Raw genomic sequence first — 17,519 nt, 5'->3', positions numbered from 1 at the left:
ACGATGAAGAAAAATGAAGTGACGGTTTTTATCGACCGTCACTTTACTCTTAATGAAGTTGTGGCGATTCAAAAGAAATCTCTGCTGGCGGATCTTATCTTTTATCCCTTAAATGCTTTATGGTCTGTGCCTTATTTGGCGGTTAAAAAGACCATAGAGACCTTTGATAAACTAGGGTGGAGTCAAGCCAACGGCTTAATAAAGAAAGTCCCATCAGCTTTTAAAACGCGATATCAAAAGACCACCGAAAAAATATTGCTCGAAGATTTTCTGAAAGATTCACAGAGCGAAATTTTCGCTTCTTTGAATTCAAAGTTAGATCTACATGCGCTATTTTCAAAAGCGGAAGTAGAGCAGCTTAATAAAAAAGTTTCCGATCTTTATAAAGAAGAGATAGATAAGTTTTCTTCGGCCCAAGTGCTGACGACCGATCTGATTGCGACTTTGTTGACCTTGGTGGCGGGAAAATTGTTCTTCCATAATAGCTCCCTCGGGATCACGGGAATGGGCTCTAAAATCGCGCGCAAAGTTGCGAACGAAGATGCAGCCGACCGATTTTTTCTAGGAAAAAGAATGGGTTCGACGTTCTATAATATTTTTCCGGTCGCGCCGACAAATACGCAAATTTATGTAGCCACGTTTGGCATCGGACTGATGTTGACTGTATTAAGCATCTCAGTCGCGGTCTTTAGCGATCCGATCCGAAAATCTTTGGGCGTTCAAGATTCTAAGCTGAAGGGTTTGCTGAATTCGCTCGAACAAAATTTATATATGATCTTTAAGAATGAAATTAAGGCGAAGATAGTGGTACGCAAGAGCTCAAAGGAATAAACCTTTGAGGCTCTTGTCTTTGGACTCTAGTTGTATTGTGCGCGCAGTTTTTGAATGAGTTCCGTGCTATCAACTTTAGGCAATACGGTGCTGCTCAACGTTTTAGCTTCACCTAAGCGATAAGTATCAAGGATAGTGCCTTTATCTGCATCAAATTTGAATGATGATGAAAACAGGGAGCCTTCTGGGCAATTTGCTACAACAGATCCCTGACCTTTTGGTCCATCTAACAGCGCCACCATAACTTTATAGTCCTTAACAAGCGATAAAGTATTAAGATCTGTCAGAACCAGAAATTGCTGTTCACTTAAAGTGGGAGTGTTTACATCAAGTGCTACTTCCGTCAAAGCGAGTGGGCATTGGCCACTTGTTTTGATCACACTTTGAAGTGACATGCGCATCTGTGGCACAAGGATTTGGTCATCAATAAGACCACTGCGAGTCGTCTCGACATAAACATTGTAGCCATAGTGAGGGCTAAAGTTAGTAATTAAGGTTTTAATTTGACTATAAAGTGCATCAATAACATCAGCATCTTTGCTCGCATCAATTTGAGCTTTCAAGTTCTTCACGCGCGCTAAAAGATTTTTCGCATTCGTGATGTACTCGCCATCAGTTGCAAAAACATTAAGTGCAGATTGACGATCTTTGATTGTGAAGTTGTTTGATGGAACTGCGCCTGTTTCTAAGACATTGGCATTTAAAACAAATTGAGCTGCTCGACGATAATAAGACTTAAATGCTCCACCTTCTTTGCCGAATTGATCTGCAAGGGCGTTCAAACGGGCAGCATATTGAACACGGGCTGTGCTTGGGTGTTTTAAAGCTTCGCCTATTCCATCCTTAGCGTTTTGATTAATCAGGTTTTGAGTCTCACTCAAAAATGAATCTACTTCCAGTTGGCGACGTGCCTCAGGAGTGATTGTTTGTGCACCTGCCAGTGAGGCATTAACAGCCAATAACAGCACGCAAAGGTTTCTCGTTACGTTCTTCATAGGTATTCCTTTTCAATTATATGTTCCGGTGAAACACCAGGTCGGTTCACAATTGTTCAACAACTGTACCTAGGAAAAACGACCCTTAAAATTGATATACCTCAGTTAGGATGTCGAAGAAATGAACAGACGCCTCGTTTTGTTTGTGCTCCCAAGATGTAATGAATGCGTTGCCTATTGTTTCCAAATATCCGTCAAAGCAGAGGCTTTAGAGTCTAAGCGGCCCAGATCGCCCAATCCAAATTCATCTTCGATAGTTTTAAGAAGACTCACTTGATTCATTGGCTGACCACTTTTTGCGCCTGGTTTGACAGAGCTTCCCAAAAGAACCGTGTAGATATGGTTGGCTCCGGAATGTCCTGCGGACTCGTCGAAAGTGACGATAACAAGATTGTCTTGCAGAAAATTTGCGTTGTTGAACAGAGAATCAAAATTCTGTTGCAACCAGTTTGCCGCATACGCAGCTCCTGTATCATGGCCGTCATCACTCAAGTTCGGTGAAAGAATCGCGAAGTTAGGTAGGGAGTTTCTAGCTACGTCGTTTTTAAATGCGACATAGTCCTGAATCTTGGCACAGCGAGTGGGGTTGTTAGAGATATCCGTGTAGCTAATAAAAGGATTGTGCTTTCTAGCGTAACGACCGCTGGTTGCACCTTTGAAGCAATTGCCAGGATAGTTCTCCATGTAACCCTTCCAGGAATATCCGGATTGTTCTAGAAGATCCACGAGATTGGTTTGATCCAGGTCCACGGGGTTGTCATTGCGAACCCCAAAAAAATCTCCGCCTAAAAGTGCCAGGTAATTTCCTTGAGACGGATGAACCATTCCCGTCATATTTTGCAGCAAAGCCCCTTGGGTTGTGAGCTTTTGGAAATAAGGTTGCTGCAAGGCCGTTTCATAATCGGTATTTTCAAAAATAATGAACAGTACGCGCTTAAAGTGTGAGCCCGTTTCGGCCTGAACGCAGAGGACGTGAAGAGTGACGATGAGAGAAACCAAAATTCTTTTAAAAGTCATGGTTAGTGTCCTTATTGCCGAGGGATTAGATATCAGAGTCTTGTGTCAGTCAAACCACAATTCCCGTATAAATACATCTCGAGGGTTGCTTCAATTTGAGTTATGAATTTTATGAAGGAATTTCATTTCGAAGTGTTTTTATAAAGATTTCGCCGCGAAAATTGAACCTGTCACCCGGCAGAAAGCAAGATCATGACGGAACCGGTCTTCACAGCCAGAGACTTAAAGAAATCCTATAGGATGGGAGAAGTTGAAGTCGCGGCCCTGAAGGGAATTAATCTCGAGCTTTTCGCAAAAGAGTTCGTTGTTCTTTTAGGGCCTTCTGGAAGTGGAAAGTCCACGTTGCTCAATATTTTAGGCGGCCTTGATAATCCTTCCTCTGGGAAAGTCAGATATCAGGATCATGATTTGGTGTCGGCAAATCCAGAGCAGCTTACCACTTATCGAAAAGAACATGTCGGTTTCGTGTTCCAATTTTTTAATTTAATTCCAAACCTTACGGCGATTGAAAACGTACAGCTGGCAACGGATTTGGTAGAAAATCCGATGGCGCCGGTGGAGGCGCTTGCTTTGGTTGGCCTGAGCGAACGCAAAAATCATTTCCCTTCGCAAATGTCTGGTGGCGAGCAGCAACGTGTTGCAATTGCCAGGGCTATCGCTAAGAGACCTGATGTTTTGTTGTGTGATGAACCGACGGGTGCGCTCGATATCAAAACCGGGAAGCTTGTTCTGGAAGCAATTAATCGTATCAATCATGAATTAGGAACATTGGTCGTTGTGATCACACATAATTCTGCAATTGCAGGGTTGGCTGATCGAGTGATCTATCTGTCGGACGGTACAATTAGCGAGGTTCGAAGTAACAAACACAAGATTTCGATCGACGAGGTTCATTGGTGACAGGTTTACATCGAAAGCTGTTGGGAGATCTTAAAACTTTACGTGGTCAGATCTTGATGCTGGCGATTCTTATCATCTGTGGCGTTTCGGTTTTGGTTTCGTCATGGAGTTCTTATCAGTCTTTGCAACGATCAAAAAACACCTATTACCAACAATATCATTTTGCGGACGTATTTGCGGAGTTGATTCGAGCCCCACAATCCGTTCTTACAAATATTCGCCGACTTAAAGGCGTTGAACAAGTTGAAGCGCGAATTATTAAAGATGGTCTGGTGGAAGTTCCAGGACAGACTGAACCCGCCTTGGGCCGTTTCGTTTCTTGGCTGGGTCGCCATCAGTCTTTGAATAATATTTATCTACGCCAAGGCCGAATGCCTGAAGCCAGTTCGATAATGGAAGTAATTGTTCATGAATCATTCGCGGATGCACAACATTTAAAAATGGGAGATCGACTACGGGTTTTACTGGGAGGACAGGAAAGGACTGTTGTGATTTGTGGCATCGGTCTTTCACCAGAGTATGTTTACGCATTGAGCCCGCTTGCGCCCTTGCCAGATGATAAACATTTTGGAGTATTTTGGGCCCGGCATCAGGATCTGGAATCAGTCACTGGAATGAACGGCGCTTTTAACAGTGTTCAGATTAAAGTCAGTGATGCAGATAAAACAAGCGCGACCCTGGAAGAGATCAAGCGCCAGGTTGATCGGATTCTTGAGTCTTACGGAAACATACAGTCTTATGATCGCACTTCGCAGTTGAGTAATACTTTTGTTGAAGACGAAATTCGCCAGCAAAGGGTGATGGCGATTTTGATGCCATCCATTTTTATGTCCGTCGCCATGTTTATTCTGAACGTTATCTTTTCCAGACTTATTTCTCTTCATCGCGGACAGATAGCGACATTGAAATCATTAGGATACAGCAGTTGGTCTTTAACATTTCATTATTTCCAGCTTGTGACTTTTATTTTGGTGATGGGCATCTTGCCAGCCATTGTCGTTGGGGCAGGCATTGGTCAGTGGTATGCAGGGCTGTACAAAGAATTTTTTAGATTTCCGACGATTGATTTTTCTCTTTCGGCGAGTGCCATTGGGCTGGCATTTCTGGCTGGGTTAATCCCAGGATGGATAGGAGCGGCTAGCGCTCTATCACGTGTTTTCTTTCTTTTGCCGGCAGAATCCCTAAGGCCTCCAAGTCCGCCACCTTTTCAGAAAGGACTCTTTGAAAAAATCAGCGGAACACGATCTTTAAGTGTGTTTTCAAAAATGATTTTACGATCGCTGTTGTTTCGTCCTTTGCGTCTGATTTTGAATGTGCTCGGCGTTGCAGCGGCATTATCAATTTTAATCAATGGCTCTTTCTGGACTGATGTCATTGATTTTATGATTGAACGTCAGTTCCATGAAATGCGACGTGAAGATCTGTCTGTTCGCTTGCTTCACCCAAAGAAGTTGGGACTTTTATCCGACATTAAAAATATTCCTGGAGTGATAATTGTTGAGGGTGAAAGGAATGTGCCGGTCTTGCTAAGGTACAGGAACTCTAAAAAAAATATTTCTATTCTTGGGTTGGATAAGTCGCTGCAACTCACTCGTGTTATGGATCAAAGGGGACGAGTGATTGAGCCGAAAGAAGGCGGTATTTTGTTAAGTCGTTACTTTGAGACCCAGTTTCAAATTCAAGTCGGAGATCTTGTTAGTATGAAAGAGCAAGAGGGCGAACAACGTGAGTTTCAGGCTCCGGTGATGGGGTTTGTTGATGATTTGATTGGGCAGCAGGCCTATGCGTTGAAGGCGGATCTGCATCACTGGCTGAGAGAAGCACCGGTAGTCGATACGTTGCTGCTTAAGGTGGATCCCTCTTATGTCGACAAAATCTATGTTGCGTTAAAGGAAATGCCGGAAGTTGCTGTGGTCAGTGTACGTAAACTGTTACTTGAAAGCTTTACCAGAACCGTTGCCGACATGATCGTAACGTTTACGATTATTTTATATATATTTGCGGCAGCCATTGCCGGAGCCGTGATTTATAACTCGGCCCGGATTAGTTTTTCCGAAAGAGCTTGGGAATTGGCAAGTCTAAGAATTTTGGGTTATGGCACAAAGAATGTTTTTGATTTGTTATTTATGGATATTGGAGTGCAACTGTTATTAGCTTTAGTTCCTGGATTGATGTTCGGATATTATCTTTCTTTTTTAAGCATACATTTTATTCACAACGACACTTTCAAATTTCCGATGGTTGTGAATCCTGTAACTTATGGGTTGGGGGTCTTTGTTTTGCTTATGATTTTTTTTACCAGCGGAATTTTCTTATACAGGAAAATAAAAAATCTGGATTTTGCCGAAGCACTTAAGGCGAGGGACTGAAGATGAAAAAAATCTTTTATGGTCTTTTGGGTCTGGTGCTTCTTGTTGTCGCCTACGTGCTGATGACTCCCAAAAAGGTATCTGTTGAAACTTTTAAGATCGAACGAGGCCCTTTCCAGGAAACATTCTCGTCTGATGGCAAGGTGCATACTCGCGATAAGAAAATCGTTTATGCATTTGCAAATGGCAGTATTGACAATCTTGACATCACACTTGGCCAGCTTGTTAACAAAGGAAAAGTAGTTGGCATGTTGGATTGGGATAAAGACCGTCCTATTAAAATTCCAATAGACGGAGTGATATCAAAGATTTTCCGAGACTCTGCAGGGCCTGTCACGCGAGGTGAGCCCTTGTTTGAAGTTTCGAATCTTGCGACGCTTGAAGTGACGGCAGATGTGCTGACTCCAGATGTTGTGCGGTTAAGTGAAAACGGGGAGGCGAGGATACAAAACTGGGGTGGAGCCGAAGATCTCGAAGCAAAAATTATGCAAATAAGTAGAGCCGGCGTCGTGAAAACCTCTGCCCTTGGCGTAGAAGAGGAACGGACCGAAGTCAGAATGGAATTCATAAAGGTCCCAGAAGAACTTAAAATTAAATTCGGCGATAATTATCATGTGGATGTCCTTTTCGTAGTTTCCCGTGAAGCCAACGCACTCAGCGTTCCGTTGGGGGCATTGTTCAAGGATCGAGATCAATGGGCTGTGTACGTATTTAAAGATGACAAAGCAAAATTAAGAGACGTCAAAATAAGTAAGCGCAACGATCGCTTCGCAATGGTCACCGATGGGCTTTACGAAAACGACGAGGTCATCCTTTTTCCCGGAGACAAAATACACGACGGTACAAAAGTAAAAAGGACCAATGTCGTCCGTTGAATTGTGTTGACTATCCAGAGCCTACTAAAGAAATGCGGGGGAGCTGTCAAGAGTTTGGAGGCATGATGCATGGAGGCCCTGGGCACAAAGGTCACATGCATGGAATGATGACGGGTTTCTGCGAATCGAATCGGTCTTTTCCGGCAGAGCCATCTCAATCAAGCCTTTCGCTTCGCCAGACCACGAAACATCTCCGTCCACGTAACACTAATAAAGCCAACAACGAAGCAAAGAACGAGATCAAGTGGATGAAGTATCGAAAACCGAAACAGCTGTCTTAATTGATCAATATACAAAATGCACGCAAGAAGGACTATTGATCCGATGGCAATCCAACGGACAACAGTGTTATCCCCAACAAAGAAGCGTTCCTTGAGAGTCTTGTGAGACCTGCGGCTTGTGAAAATGAGTGCGATATTAGAAATAAGAAGCGTTGTGAAAACGAGAGCTCTTGCATCCTCTTCTCCTTGCCCACGCCAAAGCGCAATCAGATAAACAATCGTCAGCGAAATTAACACGCTTGCCCCTTTGATAAGGCTCGGTATCCAGAGCTTTCGATCAAATAGCGGTTCCTTCGGGTCGCGCGGTGGCAGATTCATTAAGTCTTTCGAACCAGGTTCAATCTCAAATGCAATTGAAGAAGCGGGTTCGATAATTAAATGGAGAAGTGCGATGTGAGCGGGTAGTAAAACGAGTGGCAGTTTAAAAACGACCGGAATAATGGACATTCCCGTTATCGGCAAGTGGACCGCGAATAGGTAGACAAGTGCACTCTTAATGTTTGCATAAACTCTTCGACCCATTTTTACTGCTTCGACGATCGAGCCAAAATCATCATCCAAAAGAACAAGTGCAGCGGATTCTCGTGCCACGTCAGTTCCTCGGCCTCCCATCGCAATGCCAATGTGCGCACTTCGCAACGCCGGGGCATCGTTCACACCATCCCCAGTCATTGATACGATTTCACCGTTAGCCTTGAACGCTTCAACAAGTTTAAGTTTTTGTGTGGGTGAAACCCGAGAGAAAACATTGACGGATTTAACGACACGGCAAAGATCATCTGCTGAGTAGCTTTCTAGGTCTTGGCCGGTGACAACTTTATCAGGAGAAGGTAGGCCGATTTTTTGGGCGATGCTGCTGGCAGTGGCTGGATGATCTCCAGTGATCATAACAACGCGAATTCCCGCTGAATGACATTCAGCAATGGCCTGAGGAACCTCTGGTCGTATAGGATCCGCGATTCCGATGAGTCCTAAAAATGTGAAGTCAAAGTCGTGTTGAATCGGCGGCAAAGATGTTTGCGGAAAAATGCTTTTGGCCACTCCTAGAACTCGAAAACCCGCAGCGGCCATCGTCTCGGCGGATTTTGTGGCCGCCAAAGTTTGGTCCTTGTTCAGATGGCAAAGATCAATGATTGCCTCGGGGGCGCCTTTTGCTCCAACAACATAGCCGCCTCCAGGGCGAGGCTTCCATGCGTGTGTAATAGCGAGAAGTTTTGGTGAAAGTGGATATTCCTTTTCGAACTTCCAATCATAGTGAAGATGCTCAGTGCCGCGTAAGTATTGGACACCAGCGTTGATAAAAGCAATTTCCATTGGGTCAAAGGGATCTTGGCGACTCGCTAATATTCCGTACTCAAGAACCTCATGAAAATCTTCGGGGAGGTAAGGTTTGCTCAGCTCACTTAAATCTAATGATTGGTTATTCGAGAAGATCCGCTGAATTTTCATTTGATTCAACGTCAGAGTTCCCGTTTTGTCGACGCATAAGACAGTGGTCGATCCAAGATTTTCAACTGCGGGGAGTCGTCGGGTCAGAACACGTCTTTGTGAAATTCTCCAGGCACCAAGCGCAAGAAAAATGGTTAAGACCGCTGGCAATTCGTTCGGCAAAATCGCCATAGCCAGTGTTAGACCAACCAAGAATCCCTGCAACCAATCATGACGAGTGATTGAGAAGACCAAGAATACAATAATACAGATGCCACCAACAATCCATGCAATGCGACCTACTAGCTGTTGGGTATGAATTTCGAGTCTTGTTCGTTCCCTATTCTCGCTTTGAATTGATTTTCCGATTTGCCCAATCTCAGTATGAAGTCCGATGGCTGTGACGATGGCCATGGCTTGGCCTCGCACTAAAGTGGTTCCCGCATAAATCATCGACTCTGAAGTCTTTTCGACGGGAACTGATTCGCCAGTCAACAGCGACTCATCCACAGCGATCAAGTCTTTCGAGAATACGAGGGCGTCTGCAGGGACGCGATCACCCTCATTGACAAAAATAATGTCATCTCTAACAACCTCGCGTCCCGGAATGCGTTGCTTCGTTCCTTCTCTGAGAACCAGGGCACGGGGACTTGAGAGATCTTTCAGAGCATCAAGAGCTCGTTCCGCTTTTCTTTCCTGGAAAACTTCGATCCCAATGATAAGAAAAAGAAAGCCAAGTAGCATCGATGCTTCTTGGTGATCTCCAACAATAAAGTAGATTGTTCCACATCCCAAAAGCAAGTACACCATGGGCTCTTTAAAGACACCCATGACAATGTGATGCAGCCTGCGAGGTTTTGTTGTCGGCAGTTCGTTGAATCCTTCTTCTTCACGGCGTCTGAGAATGAAAGAGCGCGAAAGCCCACCTGACGAGTGCAGGTCGGCCGCAGTCGTGATAGAAGTCATTCTTTCTTTTTTTTGATAAGACATGATTCCCACTAAGTCATCATGCCATTAAGTCCTACTTGAATATGTTTGTTTCTCTACAAATGAACTGCATTAAATGGGACAGCCTCCACTCCGCGACGCAAGCTGTGGCAGAAGGTGAAAATGAGTGCCCCCAGTGAGAAACCAAAGCCAGAATTAAAACGTGTTCTTGGGCTTAGCTCGTTGGTGTTTTATGGTGTCGGCATGATCCTGGGCGCTGGCATTTACAGTATTATTGGAAAAGCAGCAGGCGTCGCAGGCCATTTTCTTTGGCTGTCGTTTGTAATTGCGGGTCTTACAGCGGGTCTTACTGCATTGTCGTATGCCGAACTTTCAACAATGGTACCAAAAGCTGGCGCTGAGTATGCTTTTCTGTCGTTTGCATTTCCCCGCAAAAAGTGGCTTGCGACGACAAGTGGGTTAATGATGTTTTTTTCCGCGGCGGCGACAGCGGCCGCTGTATCATTAGCATTCGCTGGGTATCTTTCACACTTTTTAGATCTTCCACAAGAACTGACAGCGATGATACTTTTGCTTGGATTTACGAGCTTAAGCATCTACGGCATTCAAGAGTCCAGTCGCTTGAATGTGATTTTCACGTTGATCGAAGCTTTTGGATTGATAGTTATCATCTGGCTCGGAGTTGGTTCGCACTTTGGTCGCACCATTTTTTCTTCGCCACTTGCTTCGGGCGTGTTTTCCAGTGCAGCACTTGTCCTATTCGCATTTTTGGGCTTTGAAAACTTGGTGAACTTCACTGAAGAAGCGAAGCAACCTGTACGCGATATTCCCAAGGCCATATTGCTGAGTCTTGGGTTGTCGACGGTCTTGTACATTCTTGTGAGCATTGCTGCCGTTTCACTTGTTGATCCCGCCGACCTAGCGAAGAGCACAGCACCCCTTATGGATGCCGCAATGACCAGATCGGTCGTCTTCGGTGATCTTCTTGGCTCGATCGCATTGTTTTCAACGGCCAACACAGTTTTGATTGCACTTCTTGCTGGAAGTCGAATTTTATATGGGATAGCGAAAGGTGGTGATGTTCCGGCGATCTTTGCACGACTTCATCATAAGCGTCACACCCCGTGGATAGCTTGCCTTCTTGCTATGGCAATCGCACTTTGTCTGATTCCGACTGGCACTGTCGACGTCATTGCAAGTCTTGCTTCGTTTGCAACGATCATCAGTTTCATTCTTGTGAATATCGCTGTCATATGTCTGCGATTCAGCCATCCACAGCAACATCGGGCTTTCTTCATTCCATTGCGTATCGGACGATTCCCGCTTCTGCCAGCACTCGCTGTTATCACGTGTGGCTATCTTATTTTAGAATTTCAGAAAGAGGTTTACGGATTGATGGCTTTGTTTTGGATTCTGGGGCTGGTGCTTTCGTTTATTTCAAACAGGCATAAATAAACTTTTGAGTGGCGCACAAGGGATCGGAAAAAGTTGTTTGCCATAAGGGCTCGCTTTCGTATGACATAAGAAATGAAAGATCTCGTTTTTTGTAATCAAAGAGCCTATCATGAAATATGCGCTTTCAAATTTCTTTTATTTTAGTGATCCTGCTTTTAAGTCCGACATCGTTTGCACAAAAGCCTTCGGGCGAGCTTGAGATTCTTTTTGTCTCTTCTGGTAATAGTCTTCTGACTGACAACGATAAAGATTTATTAAGCAGGGCCATGGAGGAAATCGGCTATAAGGTCGTCTATCGTACAGTTCCATTGGGGCGTGGTCCGAAAGAAATTAGCAATTCAAGTGTGGACGGAGAATTGGTTCGAATTCGTGAGTACGGCTATGTTCATCCTGAATTGGTGCGTGTCGAAGAGCCCTTTGCGACAGCTTACTTTTCGATTTACTCAAAACCTCATAAAAAAGTGCCTTGTACTTGGAAAGAACTCATTGATTCAAAACTCCGTATCGATTTTCAAAGAGGCATTTATTATTTCGAGATGAACTTAAGCACGCATTTGTCAGATCGAATTCAAGCAATCGATACACCTGTTCAAATGTTTCGACGTTTGCAAAGCAATCGTTCTGATTTATTTCTTCTGGATAAATTGACAGCAGAGCGTGAGTTGGGCTCTTCAATGCAGGCTTGGGACGTCAGCTATGTCTGCGATATTTATGTGGCCCCCACGTATATGTATTTAAAGAGGAAGCACGCGGATATTGCGGTGAAGTTAGCGCCGGTGTTGCGGAGGCTTAAACAGAAGTCATCGTCAAAAATCCCGCGAGAATAAAAATTATCACAATAAGGAAAAGCTCGCGGCGCGATTCGCGGTGAATGCCAGTAATAAAAATTTTCTCAGCGGTTATCTTCCATCGTTTCAGATGAATAAATTGATTTATCGAGGCAATGCCTAAGACCACGCAGAAAAGAATAATTTTTCCTATGACGAACTTGCCATAAGTTGTAGATAGTGGAGCGGATAAGGAAACTCCTGCGAGCATGGCTAAGATAAAGCCTGAAATGCCAATAATAGCTGTAGAGCACATTGCGAAAATAGAAAATCTTTTAACTAAGCGATAGCTGATCATGGGATCCGTTTCGCCAAACGAAAGTCTTCTACTGAGCCATGCAATAAGAGTCCACAACCCGCCAGTCCATATGCCAACAGCGACTGCATGTAAAAGGCCTAAAAATATTCTAAGGGCTGTATGATCCGCTTGGGAAGCTTGGTGGCTTGTAAGAATGGAAATCAGCGGAAGGATGAAAGTTAGCAGTATAAATGCGTATCGTGCCTTGTTGATATTCTTTAGCTTGTAAGAGGCTGTAAGTGTTAACGCAAGAACAGCAATTCGCAGACACCATAAGTGACCAAATGTCGTCGAGCTCATCGCCATCCAAAGATCATCGGGCGACCAAGACTCTGTCATATTATATGCTGAAGCCAACATCCAGAGTGTCGAAGTTATCAAGGTCGGCAGTAATAATTTCTGAAATCTATTACGATCTATCTGTGCAGCGGTGGAGCCTCCACCAGGCAAGATAAAGAAATTGAAAACAATACTGCCCACGAGCCAGTAACCTAAAAGAAAATCCAGCCCGTGGATCAGCCCTAAGGTGATGTTCATTTTTTCTCTGTGACCACAGTGAAAATATAGCTGCCTTTCATGGGGTGGCTATCAGTGCCGACGGCCTTCCATTGAACTTCATACTTCGCGCTGCCACCATTCGCGTCGGGAGTAATTCTGACTTCCATCGTATTTTTTTGTTCATTGCTATGAGTGATCGGCCCTGTGCTGAGAGTAGTGTGATCACTTTGTCGACGAACTTCAATTTTGCTCATTGCGAGTTCGACGTCTTCAGAGAATGTCAGAACAACCTTATCCGGAAGTTTGCTGACTTGCGCATCTTTGAGGGGTTCTGATTTTTGTAGGTGAGCATGAGCAAATGCGTGACTAGTAAAAAACATCAGCAGAACTGTTAAGAGTCCATTTTTCATGAGCGTCCTTTTTATTTTTGCACGTCAAAGTTAAGAACTTTTTCTTCTTTGCCATCTTGGAAAATAAGTTTGATGGCCCAAGGGCCCTTCATAGAAAAAGGAGCTTTAATGCGATATAAGCCACCAGAAATTTCTTTTACCGCAGGCGTCTCGGTCCCCATATCCATGCTTGTCATGTAAACCTCAGATTTTAGGTGCAGGCCTTTTGCGGGCTTCTTGCTTTTTTTGTCTGTGATAAGAACATCCACACTGTTGGTGCCGACTTTGGCTTTGCTTGGCTGTTTGATCTCATAATCGTAATTACCTTCTGTCTGTGACGGCGTATTTGCTGAAGCAGCGGCAGAATGAGTTTCATTCATTGCCATGTCCATGCCCTCCATGCCTGAACCTTCCACCATCATAAGATTCATCATGCGTACAGTGGGTTCTTGATCTCCAAATCCACGTTGAGATTCGAGGTCTTGTCCTTCTTGAACGTTGAAGACTCGTGTTGGTGTTATGACAGGCATCGAAGCCATGCCTTCCTGACCTGCCATCGCAGCAAAACCCACAGCAAGTGTCAGAGCAGAGAAGAGAGCGAAATGAATGATTTTCTTTTTCATACTAAAGCCTTTTTATTAATTCGGAATATATTGATGTTGTTGATTAAGTAGACTGCGACGTGGGCTGATATGTTGATTAAAGATCGTGTCGAAGCTAAATACCAATCCGACGTCGACACTTTGTTCGTAGTCGATCCCTTTGGATTGTATAGCTGCCAACTCTGTGCTTCGCCATTGTCCTTGATATTGAATCGCCAGATCAAAACCTTGTCCCAATCGCTTGATGGCTGAAAGGGCAGTGCCCCATGAGTTGGCGCCGGTGACTTTAAGATAATTCTTATAGGCAGCGGTAAGTGCTAATTGATACCCACCTTTTCCAAAGGGACTATTGAGATATCGCAAAGACGCCGCCACCGAGTTCGAATCTGCCTGAAAAGTATCGGGCAGTGTTTGGAAAGTCGAGATATTACTTCCAACACTTAAAATGTCTTGAATGTGCAAATCGATCAGGTCAGTGACGCTTTTGTTGAGATTAATGACGCCACCGGCACTTATTTGACTGATGCCCGAAGTCCCATTGGAATCAATGTGAACGTAATCATAGCTAAAACCCCATGAAGGCACACGATCAAAAACTTCCAGTCCTGGCGGTGCTAAATATTGAAAGGTGATCCCGGCCGAATTGATTCCTGTGCCGGAGTTCGTATCGACGCTGTTGATAAGGTGTTGCGCGTGAATATTTTCGAAATAGCTTAAGTTTTGATTCAAGGTCGCTGAAACAACATTTGAATAGCGATGTTCTTCTGCGCTTTCTCCGTTAGAAAATGGATTGAGTGGATTCAGCAGCGTGATCAGATCATCTCCGCGAAGGGTCGGGAAGTCCACAGTATGTGCTGATGGATTGTCCGTTCGACCTGCAAGAAATTCCCATTGGGCACTTTGATAATTTACAAATGCTTGGTGAATAAATAAGCCGCTGCTGTCGTTAGAGGCAGCATCAGCCGCATCCGTCGTTACTCCACCCAGAGTAAAGCTCCCAATGGCTTCATCGTATAACCGTTGCGAGGCTCCAACTAAAAGAGATGAGTCACTGAAAGAAATGGTTCCTTGTCCATCATGTTCTGCGGTTCTTCCATAATTTAAAGTTCCGATACCGACAGCCGCCAACTCAATCTGTGGCGAAAGGCTTTGGTCTTCTGGTATCGGAACTGGCTGTGCCATTGTTGCCCATGACAGCAATGGTTTGAATAGTATCAACATACAAAAAAGTTTTTTCATGAACTCACCTGCACGATCTCTGGAACGTTGACGCCATGTTGTTTTGCATCTTCATACATCAGCATCGTCATCATGCCGCCAGGAAAGAGCCCGTTGTTAGTCGTCGATAGATCGCTATGATCGTGAAAATGCCAGAAGCCGGGATTTGTGCCTTGAATAATGATGTCTGAAGTTGTTCCTGGAAAGATGGGAATGGTATTCAAGCGAACAGGGCTCGCAAGTGGGGAGCCATCTTGAGCCACATGCCAGAAATCATGACCATGAAGATGCATGTAGTGTGGCTGTGCGCCCGCGCCAATAAGGCGAACGCGAATATTTTCTCCTGAGCGAATCATCAGTTCGTCAGTCATTGGATAGGATTTTCCGTTAATCATAAAAAAGTTAAAATTGGGAGTTCTTGTGATGCCAGCTCGTGAGGCGACATAAGGAGGAACATAGCCATTTTTAACCGCATCCACGAAAGTTTTCTTATTGGTAAACCACCCCATCATGCGACCGTTCATTTCTTTCATGAGTTTTGGGGACTCACTCATCTTCTGCATGGCGGTCATCTCTTTTAACATTTTCTCCATCAGTGATTCGACCATGATCGTGTCGACTTCGCTAAGGCATAAAGTGTACTCTCTTTTGTAAGGGAATACTTTCTGGATGGGATCTTCTTTAGGTTCAACGATAAGCGCACCAAACATTCCTGCTTGAACATGCAGATTCGTCATGTTGTGGCAGTGATAGAAATGAGTTCCCGCAGGTTGGGCTCTGAAAAGATATTTGAATGTTTGATTTGGTCCGACTCCCCACTGAGTTCCATTAGGAACTCCATCCATTTCATTTGGCACCATGATGCCGTGCCAGTGAATGGTGTGCAGTTCTGTTGTCTTATTTTTAAAATTCACAAGAACCCAGTCGTTTTCAGGTACGCGAATTTCTGGCCCGGGGTAAGTGCCGTTATAAGTGAAAGCGTGGATCTTCACCCCCGGAACAATTTCATGAACAGAGATATCCAGTTCGATGTCGAACTCGTGAACTTTCTCTCCAGGTTTCGGAGCTTGTCTAGGAGGATACGTCGGAAATGTATCTTTAGGATTGAAATCAGCAGACGACGCTGTGCGACCCTTCGTAGTTGCTTCCGCAGGACTTCCTTTCAGCATGACACCCAAGCTGGCCGCAAGCCCGCTTATTCCAGCTGTGGTAAGAAAAGAACGCCTCGAAAGTGGACGAATTTTATCTGACATGAGTGACTCCTCGTCAGCATTAGGACGCGGAATTGTCATTTGTGACAAGTTCTGATCCATTTGTTTATCGAATGCTATACTGACGAGGGTGTAAGTCAATGAATCGGTTCATGTAGTGGTAGTAATTTTTCTTGAGGAGTCATACCCCAGTGGGGTATTTATGGTGGCATACCTGGAGTTTCTATGAAAAAGAATAGCGCAAAAATTCATCCCGATCACGGCGTTCATAAAAAGCGCTTAAATAGAGTGCGCGGACAAATCGATGGTATTGAGAAGATGATTGATGAAAGACGCTATTGTCCCGATATCTTAATTCAACTCAGAGCGGCCTCAAAAGCACTGGAGTCCATTGAGGCTGAAATCATGCAGACTCATATTCTCGGATGTGTAAAAACCGCTATGAAGTCTCGAGACGAAAAAGAAGTGTCAAAAAAAGTGGGCGAAATAATGACCCTCGTCAGAAGATAGATCTTAATTGCGCCCTCTTTTTTTATTTGAAAACCGTTACTGAAAGAGGAACCGTTTTTAGCTCGCCTTTGTCGTTGAACTGAATCCAAATTTTGTAGTCGCCTGGAGTAGGGAATGTGGCATGGAGCATTCCCGTGTTAGGATCGCCGCCCTCCATTGGATGGACGTGAGTCAGTTCATCTCCATCAGGTGATACTGCGATGACATGAGCAAAAGCACCTAGATAAGGTGTGATTTCTGGAGCAGTGCCATCCTCTCTAGAGATTGTGAAGTTAAGCATCGCCATTTTTCCGGCTCTTAACTTATTTCCCGCAAGTTCGACGATTGTTCCTTGATCAGAATTCTTTCTATGATCGCCAACAGGAACCACTGGCAACTCAGCTTGTCCGCCTTGAATTTGTGTGTTCACAAAGGTAGAAAATTCTGAGCCATTTTGCACTTGTCCTTGTGCCCAGAAAAAATATTTTCCATTAACAGGAAGATTGAGTTCCACATTCCATTTACCGCCATCGAAAGTAGGGTGAACATGATTGAACTCATTTAGTGAGGCGTCGTAAGCAATAAAATGCAATTTCTTCGTATGGGTCTCTGTCAAATCTTCGTCGGAAAGCGCTTTTGAGTTTTGATCTACAAGATCAAAACTATATTGAATGGTGCCAGCATTCAGAGTTCCCTCAGTGATGGGTTTGATTTCAATACCGTTATGTCCCCCGCCATCCGCGACAGAGTGAACGGAAGCTAACGTCACCAGAATCCCTAAAATCAGGCTTTTCATTTTTAATTCTCCAACTAATGAATGGATTTCGTCAGTTGAGAAATACCCATAAGGGGTATATTTGGCGAGACCAAAAGCGATGCGTTATCTAA

At 44.3% G+C, this 17,519-nt stretch carries 16 protein-coding genes; 7 read left to right on the top strand and 9 right to left on the bottom strand.

The genetic code is table 11. The features are described from left to right. Positions 1 to 3 precede the first annotated feature (3 nt). Positions 4 to 831 carry a DUF6635 family protein gene (locus DOE51_RS13835; protein ID WP_142697138.1) on the top strand — a complete coding sequence of 276 codons (828 nt, stop codon included), beginning with the start codon at positions 4 to 6 and terminating at the stop codon, positions 829 to 831. A gap of 26 nt (positions 832 to 857) precedes the next feature. On the opposite strand, the gene DOE51_RS13830 is transcribed toward DOE51_RS13835, so the two are convergent. Both DOE51_RS13830 and DOE51_RS13825 read right to left on the bottom strand, forming a co-directional pair. After that, entirely contained in the window at positions 858 to 1,826 is a 969-nt protein-coding gene (locus DOE51_RS13830) for a hypothetical protein (protein ID WP_142697137.1), read from the bottom strand. A 174-nt stretch (positions 1,827 to 2,000) separates the two neighbouring features. Continuing rightward, entirely contained in the window at positions 2,001 to 2,843 is an 843-nt protein-coding gene (locus DOE51_RS13825; protein WP_142697136.1) for an alkaline phosphatase family protein, read from the bottom strand. A gap of 192 nt (positions 2,844 to 3,035) precedes the next feature. Between DOE51_RS13825 and DOE51_RS13820 the strand changes: the two genes are divergently transcribed. Genes DOE51_RS13820 through DOE51_RS13810 form a run of 3 tightly spaced genes read left to right on the top strand, consistent with a single transcriptional unit; the run spans position 3,036 to position 6,987 of the window. Continuing rightward, entirely contained in the window at positions 3,036 to 3,743 is a 708-nt protein-coding gene (locus tag DOE51_RS13820) for an ABC transporter ATP-binding protein (RefSeq protein ID WP_142697135.1), read from the top strand. Further along, entirely contained in the window at positions 3,740 to 6,112 is a 2,373-nt protein-coding gene (locus tag DOE51_RS13815) for an ABC transporter permease (protein ID WP_142697134.1), read from the top strand. The genes DOE51_RS13820 and DOE51_RS13815 overlap by 4 nt, the downstream gene beginning before the upstream one ends. Positions 6,113 to 6,114: 2 nt before the next feature. Beyond that, positions 6,115 to 6,987, top strand: coding sequence for an efflux RND transporter periplasmic adaptor subunit (locus DOE51_RS13810; RefSeq protein WP_142697133.1), 873 nt, complete (start codon positions 6,115 to 6,117; stop codon positions 6,985 to 6,987). A 158-nt stretch (positions 6,988 to 7,145) separates the two neighbouring features. Here DOE51_RS13810 and DOE51_RS13805 read toward each other — a convergent pair whose 3' ends face one another. Next, positions 7,146 to 9,686: a cation-translocating P-type ATPase gene (locus tag DOE51_RS13805; protein ID WP_210415536.1), complete on the bottom strand. Its 2,541-nt coding sequence runs from the start codon at positions 9,684 to 9,686 to the stop codon at positions 7,146 to 7,148. A gap of 120 nt (positions 9,687 to 9,806) precedes the next feature. Between DOE51_RS13805 and DOE51_RS13800 the strand changes: the two genes are divergently transcribed. Beyond that, a complete protein-coding gene (locus tag DOE51_RS13800; protein WP_142697132.1) occupies positions 9,807 to 11,099 on the top strand; it encodes an APC family permease in 1,293 nt (430 codons plus the stop codon). Between the two features lie 116 nt (positions 11,100 to 11,215). After that, a complete protein-coding gene (locus DOE51_RS13795; RefSeq protein ID WP_142697131.1) occupies positions 11,216 to 11,926 on the top strand; it encodes a hypothetical protein in 711 nt (236 codons plus the stop codon). Here the strand turns inward: DOE51_RS13795 and DOE51_RS13790 are convergent. From DOE51_RS13790 to DOE51_RS13770, 5 genes are read right to left on the bottom strand one after another with little or no spacing between them, the layout of a single operon-like run. Further along, entirely contained in the window at positions 11,889 to 12,761 is an 873-nt protein-coding gene (locus DOE51_RS13790) for a copper resistance D family protein (RefSeq protein ID WP_142697130.1), read from the bottom strand. The genes DOE51_RS13795 and DOE51_RS13790 overlap by 38 nt on opposite strands. Next, a complete protein-coding gene (locus DOE51_RS13785) occupies positions 12,758 to 13,132 on the bottom strand; it encodes a copper resistance protein CopC (RefSeq protein ID WP_142697129.1) in 375 nt (124 codons plus the stop codon). The genes DOE51_RS13790 and DOE51_RS13785 overlap by 4 nt, the downstream gene beginning before the upstream one ends. A gap of 11 nt (positions 13,133 to 13,143) precedes the next feature. After that, positions 13,144 to 13,734: a FixH family protein gene (locus tag DOE51_RS13780; protein ID WP_142697128.1), complete on the bottom strand. Its 591-nt coding sequence runs from the start codon at positions 13,732 to 13,734 to the stop codon at positions 13,144 to 13,146. Between the two features lie 15 nt (positions 13,735 to 13,749). Beyond that, on the bottom strand, positions 13,750 to 14,952 hold the full coding sequence (locus DOE51_RS13775) for a hypothetical protein (RefSeq protein WP_142697127.1): 1,203 nt from the start codon (positions 14,950 to 14,952) through the stop codon (positions 13,750 to 13,752). After that, positions 14,949 to 16,184, bottom strand: a complete 1,236-nt coding sequence (locus tag DOE51_RS13770) for a multicopper oxidase domain-containing protein (RefSeq protein ID WP_168196452.1) — start codon at positions 16,182 to 16,184, stop codon at positions 14,949 to 14,951. Before DOE51_RS13770 ends, DOE51_RS13775 begins: the two co-directional genes overlap by 4 nt. Before the next feature lie 183 nt (positions 16,185 to 16,367). On the opposite strand from DOE51_RS13770, the gene DOE51_RS13765 reads away from it, so the two are divergent. Then, positions 16,368 to 16,652, top strand: coding sequence for a metal-sensitive transcriptional regulator (locus DOE51_RS13765; RefSeq protein ID WP_142697125.1), 285 nt, complete (start codon positions 16,368 to 16,370; stop codon positions 16,650 to 16,652). A 22-nt stretch (positions 16,653 to 16,674) separates the two neighbouring features. Here the strand turns inward: DOE51_RS13765 and DOE51_RS13760 are convergent, their stop codons facing one another. After that, the gene (locus DOE51_RS13760; RefSeq protein ID WP_142697124.1) at positions 16,675 to 17,427 is read right to left on the bottom strand and encodes a hypothetical protein; all 753 of its coding nucleotides are present in this window, start codon (positions 17,425 to 17,427) and stop codon (positions 16,675 to 16,677) included. Positions 17,428 to 17,519 lie beyond the last annotated feature (92 nt).

Source organism: Bdellovibrio sp. NC01, from assembly GCF_006874625.1.
Lineage (GTDB): Bacteria > Bdellovibrionota > Bdellovibrionia > Bdellovibrionales > Bdellovibrionaceae > Bdellovibrio.
Note: the sequence above shows the minus strand (reverse complement) of the source record. Positions and strands in the feature narration are given on the sequence as shown.